We start from the raw sequence: 11596 nt of genomic DNA, 5'->3' as shown, positions 1-11596 counted from the left end.
CATCAGCGTGGCGGGGTCAAGGCGACGACCTGGTACGGCGGTACGGCGACCTGCTCGTCGAACTTGCTGTCCACCAGCAGCAGCCGGCCCTGAGCGAGCTTGGCAGTGGTGAACACGCGGGTCGGGTCGGTCGGGGTTGCCGAGACCAGCGTCGCGGTCCGGCCGTCGTCCGACAGCTGCAGTGTGCTCAGCACCCGCGAGAAGTTCCGCACGACCCACAGCGCGTTGCCGTCTCGCACCAGACCGTCCGCGTTGACCAGGTCCGCCGTACCGGTGTCCACAGCAGACACCTTGCCGCTGCGCAGGTCGAACCGCCACAGCTTGCCGACGTTGCCCTGGGCGACGACCAGTGCGCGCCGGTCCGGCGAGAGCACGATGCCGCCGAGGTTGAACCCGGTCTGCGTCGGGATCGCAGTGGCGTCCGCCCAGGTCCGCACGGTCCACCGGCCGTGCCGCTCGGCCACGCGGAACACCTGTGGCGCGTTGGAGTTGGTGAAGTACGCCGCTCCGTCCGGCCCGATCACGACGTCGTTCAGGAACGCGTTCGGCACACCGGTGCGCAGGGCGGCCAGCAGCCGGCCGGACCGGTCGTACACCCACAGGTCGGGTGCGCCCGGGTGGTCGATGCCGTTCGGGCCGCCGGCGACGTACACGCGGCCCTCTGAGTCGACGGTGACGCCGCGCGCGGTCCAGCGGCCGTCAGTGCCGTCGCCGCGCAACCACTCCGTCGCGGCAGCGGAGCGCAGGTCCCCACGGTGGATCTCACCGCCGGTCGTCTCCGACACGTAGAACCGCTGCGTGCGTACGTCGTACCCGATGCCCTCGTACTTGGACCCGCCCGCGTCACCCGGCAGCTCGTAGCTGGCGGGCTGGGCGGACGCGGAGGCGGTGGCAACGCCGGCACCGAGCAGTGCGGCGGACAGCGCCAGCGTGGTGGACAACGAGCGGACGGACATGAGTACCTCGCTTCGAGAAGGGGTGGATGTCTCCAGCCTGCTCTGTGGACGGCCCGGGTACGACGGGCATTCGGGGACGATCGGATAGCCGAACGGATGATTTTTCCGACCGCGGTTGGGGCCTACCATCGGCTGGACATGACCACTTCACGAGCACAGCTGCCTTGGGTGACCGGGATTCTCGCCCGCGCCGACGGGCTGGTGACGGCGCTGCACGCGGCGTTCGTCGTACTCGTGCTGGCGTCCACCGTGCGCTACCTGACTGGTCACGGGTTCGGCGACCGGGCGCCGTGGGTGCTTGCCGGGGCCGGGGTGCTCTTGGCGACCTACGCGGCGTACCGGGTGCTGCCTGGGCGGGTGTGGCTGGGGCTGCTGGTGGCGGTGTGGTTCGGGCTGGTGCTGCTGGCGCCGTCGTTCGCGTGGTGCGCCGTACCGCTGTCGTTCGTGGCGCTGCGGGTGCTGCCGTTCTGGCCGGCCTGTGTGGTCGTGGCCGGGATGGTGGCGACCACTGTGGTCACGTGGACCCGGATGACCGACCGTCTGGACCCGACGATCGTGCTCGGCCCGGTGTGCGTCGCCGTACTGGCTGTCAGCGCCTACCGGGCGTTGGAGCGGGACGCGCTTGCGCGGCAGGCCTTGCTGGACGACCTGCACGCGGCGCAGGGCGACCTGGCCGACGCGCAGCATCAGGCCGGCGTACTGGCTGAGCGGGCGCGGCTGTCGCGAGAGATCCACGACAGCGTCGCGCAGGGGCTGTCCAGCATCAATCTGCTCCTGCAGGCCGCCGAGCGCGAGTGGGACGACCGGCCGGTCGCTGCTCGCCAGCACGCGTCCCAGGCGGCCGCGACTGCCCGCGACGGTCTGGATGAGGTACGGCGAGTGGTCCGCGACCTAGCGCCCGCGGATCTGGTGAGCGGCTCGCTGCCGGACGTGTTGCGGCAGACGTGCGAGCGCTTGGCCGAGCACAGCGGAGTCGACGTGCGGGTCCAGGTGCACGGCACGCCGGTAGTGCTCCGGCCGGACGTAGAAACCGCACTACTGCGTACGGCGCGTGGTGCACTGGCTAACGTGCTCGAACACGCTGCCGCGACCACTGCGGTCGTCACCCTGACCTATCAGCCGGACGCCGTCGTACTGGACGTCCGCGATGACGGCCGCGGTCTGGGCGCCGGTAGCTCCGACCCGGACCGTGGCCGCGGCCTGGCCGGCATCCGGGAGCGACTGCAGGCGCTCGGCGGCACGCTGGTGCTGGAGAGCGAGCCTGGCGAGGGTACGGCGCTCGCGGCTTCGGTGCCGCTGGAGCAGCCGTGATCCGGGTGGCGCTGGTAGACGACCACCCGGTGGTGCGTGCGGGCATGCGTGCACTCGTCGAGGGGCAGGACGACCTGACTGTGGTTGGTGAGGCCTCCGACGCGCACAGTGCTGAGCAACTGGTCGCGGCTGTCCGGCCGGACGTCGTACTGATGGATCTGAACCTCGGCAGCGGGCCAGGTGGGGCCGAGGTCACCGCACGGTTGCGTGCGTTGCCGGACGCGCCGCAGGTCCTGGTGCTGACGACGTACGACACCGAGGCCGACATCATGAGCGCGATCGATGCGGGCGCGTCGGGCTATCTGCTGAAGGACGCGCCGCCGGAAGACCTGTTTCGCGCGATCCGGGGCACTGCGCGCGGCGAGGTGGTCCTGGCACCGGCGGTCGCCGCCCGCTTGGTACGGCGGACCGGCCCTAGCCTCACCGATCGGGAAGTCGAGATCCTCGGTCTGCTCGCGACCGGCCAGTCCAATCGCGAGCTCGCCAAGCGCCTCTTCGTCAGCGAGGCGACGATCAAGTCGCACCTCTCGCACATCTACACCAAGCTCGAGGTGGACACCCGGGCCGCGGCCGTGGCCCGGGCGATCGAGCAGCGCATCATCCGGCCGCCGGCGTGACTACTCGCCGTTGAGGTTGGAGCCCGGTGACGGCCGTGACAACCCCACCAAGACGCTCCGGCGCTTGCTGCTCGTCAACACTCCTTCATTCCGTTGACCCGTCCAACAGCCTGATGGACGGACCGCCAGGAATGTTGTAGCCAGCCCCGGTGCGTGCTACTTGGTCTTGCTCGGCGGCGTGGCCCCCTTGGACGGCTTCACGACCGAGCGGAGGTCAGGCAGCTTCCAGGCCGGGCTCTGCACCAGCTCGGTCAACTGCGCAACGGTGTAGAGCGGCTTGGCCCGAGTGTGCGGCGATCCCTTCTCGGCCGGAGCGTTGTAGCTCGTCAGGCTCATGAACCGCCCGTCGGGCAGATAGCGGGCCACGTAGTTCCCGACGACGCCGTCCACGTTGCGCGAGCCGGCGTACGTCGGCTCCTCGACCAGACTGAACACCTTGGAGCCGTCCGGAAGCGTCGTGCAGCCGGCACCCGCCTCAGCACACCGGTTCGCCTCCCCACCCCCGGTCAGCAACACCTCCACCCGAGACGCTCCCTGCCCGTCATCAATCACGTACGCCGCACCCAGCGCACTCTGATCGCCCCACGTCTGCGGCTGCGAGAGCTTGCGACCGGGCGCCTGCACAAGAGCCCGCAACGTACCCAGCGCCTCCCGAGCAGTCGGAGCGGTCGCCTTAGGCGCGACCGGCTTCACCGACGGCGATGTCGTCGTACCAGCGACTGCCGCGTCGGACGGCCGGCCGACAAGCTGGGTAGCACCAACCACCAGCCCGGCCGTTGCCAGCATGGCGCCCGCGCCGGAGACCGTGAGCAGAGTGGTACGGCGCCGCCGCAGCCGAGCCCCCTGCTGCAGACTGCGTTCGAGCAGGTCGTTGGAGACCGGCTCGAGGTTCTCGGTGGCCCGGTGCATCAGTCCGGGCAGGGTGTCATTCAGGTTGTTCATAGTTCTCCCGGTGAGTTCAGTGCACGATCAGTTGAGCCGCGTCCTCGCCGAGAACGGCACGAAGCCGATCCAAGGCACGCGACGTCCGAGTGGTGATCGCGCTGGCGTTCTTCCCAAGATCGAGCGCAACCTGCTCGACGCTGCGATCTTCGAAGAACCGCAGCACCAGCACCGCCCGATCCAACGGCGCCAACTCGCCCAACGCGCTCTGCAGCGCCAACCGCAACTCAGGATCCCCAGCCCGCTCGACCCGCTCCGGCACCTCCGCGGTAGGCCGCTCCGACCAACTACGCCGCCGCCGCTGCGAGACGAACGTCCGCGCCATCGCGGCCCGCGCGTAGGCCGCCGGGTTCTCGACCCGATGCCACACCTTGAACATGTTCGCCAACGTGTCCTGCACGAGATCCTCGGCATGATGCCGATCCCCGGTCAGCAACCAAGCAGTCCGGTACAGGTGGCCCACCCGAGCCCGCGCAAACTCCTCAAACTCTTCAGAACCCCTCATCCCAGCCCTTCGATCGACGCTCCTGCCAGAAAGACGCATCGACCCACCGGCCAGATCACACCCCAGTCAGAAGACTTTCGAGAGCACCCACACCGCAAACGCAAGAAACCCCACCACAAACGTGACGACGACCACAGCGCCGTACCCCAACCACAAACTCCCAGAAGACTTCACCCGCACATCCTCCCTCACCCACCGAGGTCAGCCGACAACAAACCCAGCCCCGCAACCGAGCGAAGCGAAGGCCCAGCGAGCTGCCGACGAAGGCGACCACGGAGCCGAGCGAAGCGAAGGCCGCCCGGCGAGCGACCCGCCCAACCCAGCCACGGAGCCGAGCGAAGCGAAGGCCGGCGAGCTGCCCGCCCAACCCAACCACGGAGCCGAGCGAAGCGAAGGCCGGCGACTGACCCGCCCAACGCAACCACGGAGCCGAGCGAAGCGAAGGCCGGCGAGCTACCCGCCCAACGCAACCACGGAGCCGAGCGAAGCGAAGGCGCAAGGGGGTGCGGGTGGCGAAGCCCCCGCCCCGCGCCGAGCGAAGCGAAGGCGCACAACATGCCGAAGGCGACCAGGTCCGCGCTCTCCGCGGACACAGGTCGCCCTCGCCTTCGGGTGAGTGACGGGACTCGAACCCGCGACCACCTGGACCACAACCAGGTGCTCTACCAGCTGAGCTACACCCACCATTGCCGCCCGGACTGCGACGGCTGAGCAATCATAGCGATGATGGCCGATTACCAGAAATCGGGTCGGCAGGGGCCCCGTTGACGCCGTCGGCGACCAGGCTGGCGGCTGCCCGGGCGGTGTCGGAGTCGGGTCCGGGCTGGGGCACGAACACGGTTTCGCGGTAGTAGCGGAGCTCGGCGATGCTCTCGGTGATGTCCGCGAGCGCACGGTGGTTGCCGGTCTTGGCCGGGGTGGCGTAGTAGACCCGCGGGTACCACCGCCGGACGAGTTCCTTGATGGAGCTGACGTCGACGTTGCGGTAGTGCAGGTGGGCTTCGACACGGGGCATGTCGCGGACCAGGAAGGTCCGGTCGGTGCCGACGGAGTTGCCGGCCAGGGCCGCCTTGCGGGGCTCTTTGACGTACCCGGAGATGAAGTCGAGCACCTGCTGCTCGGCGTCGGCGAGCGGGATCCCGGTGGCGAGCTCGTCGAGCAGGCCGGAGGCGGTGTGCATGTCGCGGACGAAGTCGCCCATCTGCTCGAGCGCGGCAGGGGGTGGCGCGATGACCAGGTCGATCCCGTCACCGAGCACGTTCAGTTCGTAGTCGGTGACGAGTACGGCGACCTCGATCAGGGCGTCTGCCGCCAGGTCGAGGCCGGTCATCTCGCAGTCGATCCACACCAGCCGGTCGTTCATGGGCACCCACCTTACGGCGACCCGCCGACACCGGCGCGTTCGCCAGGCCGGTCAGCGTGGTGCGTGCCCGATGTGGATACTGCGCACGGACAGTACGGCGAGGTCGGTCCGCCGCCCGAGGTAGTGCTCACCCTCGGGATCGAGCAACTGCTCCCACACCGCGAGGTCCTCAGCCGACAACCACTCCTGATACTCCATGTGCCCATGTCCGTGCCCGTGCTCATGCCCACCGGCGTCCGGCTTGAGTCGCTCGACCCGATGCTGGAACTGGGTGACGACCCGCTCCTGCTGCTCGGCCGCCAGCGGCGGGGACGACTCGGTCAGGATGCTCCGCGTCCCGACCTCGACCAGCCCGGCCCGGGTCAGCGCGTCGGTCCACCCGTACGGCATCGGCACCGTCCCCGGTAGCGAGTCACGCATCGCCGCGAACCATCGGTCCTGCGCGAGGTCCAGCCGCAACTCCAGACCGGGCTCACCGATGCCCAGGTCCCACGGCAGGCTCCTGGCCGGCAGACCGCTCTCCGCGAGCGCCAGCCGGCCGCCCGGCGCGAGTAGCGAAGCCAGCGCATCGATCGCGGCCTGCTGGTCGGCTGCGTGGTGCACCGAGGCCGAGGCCCAGATCAGGTCGGCCGGCGCATCGATTGCCTTGCGCAACGGTTCGGCGCCGTCGTCCATCGAGGCCAGCTCGCACCGGACGGCGCCGGCGGTGTGCTCCCGGGCCTGCTCGAGTACGTCGGGATCCGCGTCGATCGCGACCACCGTCGTACCGGCCGGCATGGCCGCGGCGAGCGCCTTCGCCATCCCGCCGCCTCCGCAGCCGACGTCGACGGCCACCTTGTCGCTGTCCCGCACCAGTCCGGCGGCCACCGCGGCGTTCCAGTCGGCCTCGTTCGCGGCCGACTCCCGTAGGTGCCCGGCCCATTCACCCCATTCGATCTCCACCATGAGCCAAGTCTCCGCCGGGCCGGCCGCAACCCGCACGAACAGTTGCCATTTCGGCAACACTCATTTCGGCTCCCCGGCGTTCCGCAACGTCCGGGACGGCAATCCCGCCCGGACCGGGAGATTGTGACGTTCAACCGGGAGATCAGGGCCAGCACTGTTGCGGCGCTCTCATCCGGGGTGCTGTCCTTGTCAGGTCTGGGGAGGAGGTGGGCCGGCGGTGGATTCCGTGGCGGGGACGGTGGCGCGACCCCGGTTGACGACGTTGCTGGACGAGGGTGCCCAGCGGCGACTGCTGACCGTGGTAGCGGATGCCGGGTTCGGGAAGTCGACACTGCTCAGCTCGTGGGCCGCCGGGCGTCCCTGCGCGTGGCACACAGTCCGGGCAGAGGACGCGTCGCTCGCAGCGATGGTGTCCGGCCTGGTCGAGGCTCTTCGCCGCCAGGTGCCCGCGCTTGAGGCGATCCCGGCCGAGTTGCAGAGTCCGCGCGGCCCGGATGCCGACGCGGAGCAGCAGACCCGTGCACTCGCGTACGCCGCTCTGCTCGCCGACGGCCTGGAACAGAACCTCAGCAACGACCTGGTCCTGGTCCTGGACGACCTGCACGAGCTGGATCCACTGGCTCCGGCCACCAGACTGATCGAGGGCCTGGTCCGCACCGCACCGCCGCACCTGCACCTGGTCGTTGCCTCTCGCACCCAGATGCCGTTCGGTATCGACCGCCTCCGCGGCCGCGGTCAGGTCTTGGAGATCGACGCGCCCGCGCTCGCGTTCACGGTGCCCGAGACGCTCGCCGTACTGCAGAAGGTGCTCGGTGAGGGCACCGACGAGCTGGCCGAGTCGCTGCAGACCGCAGTACAGGGCTGGCCGGCCGCCGTACGTCTTGCTGTCGAAGCCCTCCGGACAGCGCCGCCGGACGAGCGCGCCAGCCGGCTGCGGCGTGCACTGCGGTCAGACGGCCCGCTGTACGACTATCTGGCCGAGGAGGTCTTCGCAGCCGAGCCCCCAGCGGTACGGCGCTTGGTCGCCGGCGTGGCCGTGCTGCCGCGGTTCGGGTCGGAGCTGTGCAAGGCAATAGGACTGACAGACAGCGCCGAGACGCTCCAGCAGTTGCGGACGCGCGGACTGCTCGTCTCAGCCGGTGAGGCGGACGGCTACGAGCTCAACCCGCTGGTGAAGAACTTCGCCAAGGACCGACTGGCGGTGGACGAGCACGAGGTGGCAGAGCTGTCACTGGCAGCCGGCAAGTGGTTCGAGTCGACTGGTGAAGACCGTGACGCGCTGGCCTGCTATCAAGCCGTCGACCCGGCTGCCGCGGCTCGCATGCTGGCTGAGCGCGGCCATGCGATGGTCACTGGTGGTTCGGCCGAGATCGTGGTCGCTGCTGTCACCGCACTGCCCGCTGACCTGCGTGACGCCGGCATGGACCAGTTGGAAGGCGAAGCCCGGCAGGTGCTCGGCGACTGGCAGGGGGCGAAGGAGTGCTTCGACCGGATCATCGGGCCGGAGGGGGAGATCCCGGTTGCGATCGCCTGGCGGCTCGGACTGATCCACCACTTACGCGGCCAGACCGACGTGGCGATCGCGACGTACCAGCGGGGACGTATCGACGGGCAACACCCGACGGACGAGGCCTTGCTGCAGGCGTGGTGGGCGGGAGCGCACTGGCTGCGTGGCGAGTTCGACGAGTGCCGTGCGCTGGTCGCCGCTGCCTATGAGACAGCGAAGGTCTCCGGTGACGACGGGGCACTGGCCATTTCGTACACCGTGCTCGCCATGCTGGCTGCGGTCGACAGCGACCCGCACGGCAACTACACCAACTACGTGCGGGCGCTCGAGCATGCGGAGCGGGCGGGCGACTTGCTGCAGTCGATCCGGATCCGGGTGAACCGGTCGTCGCACCACATCGCCGAGGGCGACTATGCGCACGGGTTGGAGGAGCTGGACGTCGCTCTGGAGCTTGCTGACCGGGCAGGCTTCGCAGTGTTCCGTGCGCTCGCGCTGAACAACCGTGGTGAGGCTCTGCTCCGGCTCGGTCGGCTGGACGAGGCCATCGGCGAGCTGGAGGCGTCGCGAGCGCTCTACCAGAAGCTGGACTCGAAGCGGGTGGCACAGCCGCTGTCCGTACTGGGCGAGGTCTACCGCGAGCGTGGTGACCGGGCGATGGCCAGAGCGTGCTTCGAGGAGGCCATCCCGATCGCCGAGGAGACCAAGGACATGCAGTCCCTGGTCCCGGCGCTGGCCGGCCTAGCCCGGGTGCTTGCGGTCGAGGAGCCGCAGCGTGCTGCAGAGCTGGCGGCGCTGGCTCGGCAGGCGGTTGCCTACGGCCCTGTCCTCGGCCTGTCCGGTGCACTGGTCGCGCTGGGCTGGGTCACGCTGCACGCCGGCAACGAGACGGAGGCCGCGGCCACAGCAGAAGAAGCAGCCGCGCTCTGCCGCAAGCGACGGGACCGGGCCGGGCTGGCCGACGCACTGGAGCTCTACGCCGCGGCAGGCGGCGGCGAGGTGCTGCATGAGGTGCTGAACATCCGCAGCGAGCTAGGCGACCAGCTGGGCGAGGCGCGCGCCGAGCTGATGCTTGCCAAGCGCACCACCGGTCCGGACGGCCGTGAGCTCGCGCTGCGCGCCCACGAGCAGTTCCTGGCGGCCGGGGCGACCCGCTACGCGGCTGCTGCTCTGGAAGCGAGTGAGGAGACCGGTCCGGTTGCGGTCCGGATCGAGTGCCTCGGTGGCTTCCGCGTGCTGCGAGACGGCAAGGCCGTCCAGCTGGGGGAGTGGCCGTCGAAGAAAGCACGTGACCTGCTGAAGATCCTGGTGGCCCGCCGCTGCCGTCCGGTCGCCCGAGTGCAGCTGCTGGACCTGCTCTGGCCGGAGCAGGACGAGTCGGTCGCGTCACCCAGGCTGTCCGTGGCCCTGTCGACCGTGCGGTCCGTGCTCGACCCGGAGAAGCGGTACCCGGCGGACCGGTTCGTCGGCGCCGACCGGGCCACCATCTGGCTGGACGGCGAGCAGGCCGCCGTCGACGTGGAGCACTTCCTGCACGACGCGCGGGAGGGACTCACCACTAGCGACCTGCGGTTGCTCCGGGCAGCAGAGGCGGCGTACAGCGGGGACTTCCTGGAGGAGGACGTGTACGCCGACTGGGCGGCCGGGATGCGAGAGGAGGCCCGGGCGCTGTACGTCCGGGTGGCCCGCGTGCTGGCCGAGCGGGGCCGACGCGACCCCGACGCGGCGGCCGGGTACTTACTCCGGATCCTGCAGCGGGACCAGTACGACGAGCGCGCCCACCTAGGCCTGGTCGGGGCGTTCCAGGCGAGCGGTGCGCACGGCGAGGCGCGTCGGGCCTACCGCACCTACGTGCAGCGGATGGGTGAGCTGGAGGTCGAGCCGGCCCCCTATCCGGCGGTGCCGGCCCGGCTTTAAGACTTTCTGAAGGTACGGCCGCACCATCTGACCATGGCAGCGCCGGTGCACAACCCAGTGGTGGTCCGCGAGTACGACAGCGCGGGCCACACCGGCCGGGACTACCGCTCCGAACCAGGCACGCCCGTCCGGGCTGCGTTGGCCGGCGTGGTGGTCCAGGCGGAGCCGGGCCGGGTCGCGATCGAGTCGAACGCGATCTGGCACGTCTACGACCATCTGTCCGAGCTCACGGTCAGCCAGGGGGAGACCGTGGAGACGGGGGACCTGCTGGGGGTCGCGGCCGGCTCGCACCTGCACTACGAGGAGCGGGTCGCGCCGTACGGGGTGGGGGATCAGCGGAGTCCGCAGTTCGATCTGCACACGAATGCCCGGATGCGGATGGTGGCGCAGGGCGGGTCGGCCGTGGAGGGAGCGGCCGAGCCGTCCGGTGCCACCCCCGAGCCGTAGCGTGAAGCGGTGATAGCCACCAGCTTCCACACCGCCCGGCTCGTCATGCTTCCGCTGCAGGTGGAGTACGCGGGGGAGATGGCGAGCGTGCTCGCCGACCCGGACCTCTATACCTTCACCGGCGGTGAGCCACCGACCGTCGAAGCGCTGGAAAGCCGTTACCGCCGCCAGTTGGCCGGGCCGGGGCGCGAAGACGAGCACTGGCTCAACTGGATCGTCCAGCACGACGCCCGGCTCATCGGCTACGTGCAGGCGACGGTCACCAGCCGTACGGCGGAGATCGCCTGGGTCATCGGGACCGCCTGGCAGGGCCGTGGCTACGCCAAGGAGGCCGCCCGCGGTCTGGTCGACTGGCTGGGCGACCACGGCGTCGAGCGGATCGTCGCCCACGTCCACCCCGACCACACCGCCTCAGCGGCCGTCACCGCTGCCGCCGGTCTCACTCGCACGGATCAGGTCGACGACGGCGAGTATCTCTGGACAACATGACAGCAGGCCCAGCCGCGATGCGACTGGGCCTGCTGTGCTGCTCAGATCAGAGCGGACGGACGTTCTCCGCCTGCAGGCCCTTCGGGCCCTGGGCTACGTCGTACTCCACCTTCTGGTTCTCCTCGAGCGAACGGAAGCCGTTCGTCTGGATCGCCGAGTAGTGGACGAACACGTCGGCGCCGCCCTCGTCCTGGGTGATGAAGCCGAAGCCCTTTTCACCGTTGAACCACTTCACTGTTCCGCTGGCCATGATCTGCTCCTCGCGTTAGGGCCGGTACGAGCCCCGGCCCTGTGCCGGTTCTCGGGTTGCGGTATTGAGCCCTTCCACCACAGACCAAGCCTGAGATGAGAAAACGCCCTGCGGATTACAAATCCGCGGGCGCTGAAACACGAACGTGGAACTGCAAAACTGCAACCGCAGGCAACCCTAGCAGACCCCGAGCCATCCGTCGCGCCCCCTGGCGATCTTCGGCCGGTCGGCGCGTCCTGCCCCGAGCCGGCGGCGAACGAAACGGGCGAGCGCTTGCCGAGAGTGTGATCTTGACCGCATTCGGGCTCCCGCCTACTGTATCCCGTATACCGAGCCCCTCCGGAAGGTGG

General features: G+C 69.7%; 11 protein-coding genes and 1 tRNA gene. 5 read left to right on the top strand and 7 right to left on the bottom strand.

Going from position 1 to position 11596, the window contains the following annotated elements:
* Positions 1-2 precede the first annotated feature (2 nt).
* Positions 3-956, bottom strand: a complete 954-nt coding sequence (locus tag ACWCOV_RS00225) for an SMP-30/gluconolactonase/LRE family protein (protein WP_449827005.1) — start codon at positions 954-956, stop codon at positions 3-5.
* Positions 957-1094: 138 nt separating this feature from the next.
* Here ACWCOV_RS00225 and ACWCOV_RS00220 point away from each other — a divergent pair, with 138 nt between their 5' ends.
* Complete coding sequence (locus ACWCOV_RS00220) at positions 1095-2267, top strand: sensor histidine kinase (protein WP_449827004.1); 1173 nt, start codon at positions 1095-1097, stop codon at positions 2265-2267.
* Positions 2264-2884, top strand: a complete 621-nt coding sequence (locus ACWCOV_RS00215; RefSeq protein ID WP_449827003.1) for a response regulator — start codon at positions 2264-2266, stop codon at positions 2882-2884. Before ACWCOV_RS00220 ends, ACWCOV_RS00215 begins: the two co-directional genes overlap by 4 nt.
* A 156-nt stretch (positions 2885-3040) precedes the next feature.
* On the opposite strand, the gene ACWCOV_RS00210 is transcribed toward ACWCOV_RS00215, so the two are convergent.
* The 5 genes from ACWCOV_RS00210 to ACWCOV_RS00190 all read right to left on the bottom strand — a co-directional run bounded on the left by ACWCOV_RS00210 (position 3041) and on the right by ACWCOV_RS00190 (position 6639).
* The gene (locus ACWCOV_RS00210) at positions 3041-3826 is read right to left on the bottom strand and encodes a hypothetical protein (protein WP_449827002.1); all 786 of its coding nucleotides are present in this window, start codon (positions 3824-3826) and stop codon (positions 3041-3043) included.
* Positions 3827-3842: 16 nt separating this feature from the next.
* On the bottom strand, positions 3843-4331 hold the full coding sequence (locus tag ACWCOV_RS00205) for a SigE family RNA polymerase sigma factor (protein WP_449827001.1): 489 nt from the start codon (positions 4329-4331) through the stop codon (positions 3843-3845).
* A gap of 611 nt (positions 4332-4942) precedes the next feature.
* A tRNA-His gene (locus ACWCOV_RS00200) sits at positions 4943-5015 on the bottom strand.
* 31 nt (positions 5016-5046) lie between these two features.
* On the bottom strand, positions 5047-5694 hold the full coding sequence (gene orn, locus ACWCOV_RS00195; protein WP_360526546.1) for an oligoribonuclease: 648 nt from the start codon (positions 5692-5694) through the stop codon (positions 5047-5049).
* Between the two features lie 51 nt (positions 5695-5745).
* Positions 5746-6639: a class I SAM-dependent methyltransferase gene (locus ACWCOV_RS00190; protein WP_449827000.1), complete on the bottom strand. Its 894-nt coding sequence runs from the start codon at positions 6637-6639 to the stop codon at positions 5746-5748.
* Positions 6640-6856: 217 nt separating this feature from the next.
* Between ACWCOV_RS00190 and ACWCOV_RS00185 the strand changes: the two genes are divergently transcribed.
* Genes ACWCOV_RS00185 through ACWCOV_RS00175 form a run of 3 tightly spaced genes read left to right on the top strand, consistent with a single transcriptional unit; the run spans position 6857 to position 10996 of the window.
* Entirely contained in the window at positions 6857-10060 is a 3204-nt protein-coding gene (locus ACWCOV_RS00185) for a tetratricopeptide repeat protein (RefSeq protein WP_449826999.1), read from the top strand.
* A gap of 33 nt (positions 10061-10093) precedes the next feature.
* Positions 10094-10507, top strand: a complete 414-nt coding sequence (locus ACWCOV_RS00180) for a M23 family metallopeptidase (protein WP_449826998.1) — start codon at positions 10094-10096, stop codon at positions 10505-10507.
* Between the two features lie 9 nt (positions 10508-10516).
* The gene (locus tag ACWCOV_RS00175) at positions 10517-10996 is read left to right on the top strand and encodes a GNAT family N-acetyltransferase (protein WP_449826997.1); all 480 of its coding nucleotides are present in this window, start codon (positions 10517-10519) and stop codon (positions 10994-10996) included.
* 46 nt (positions 10997-11042) lie between these two features.
* Here the strand turns inward: ACWCOV_RS00175 and ACWCOV_RS00170 are convergent, their stop codons facing one another.
* The gene (locus ACWCOV_RS00170; RefSeq protein WP_396358985.1) at positions 11043-11246 is read right to left on the bottom strand and encodes a cold-shock protein; all 204 of its coding nucleotides are present in this window, start codon (positions 11244-11246) and stop codon (positions 11043-11045) included.
* Between the last annotated feature and the right edge of the window lie 350 nt (positions 11247-11596).

It is taken from the genome of Kribbella sp. NPDC002412, assembly GCF_053592935.1.
This window is presented reverse-complemented; position numbering and strand designations above follow the sequence as displayed.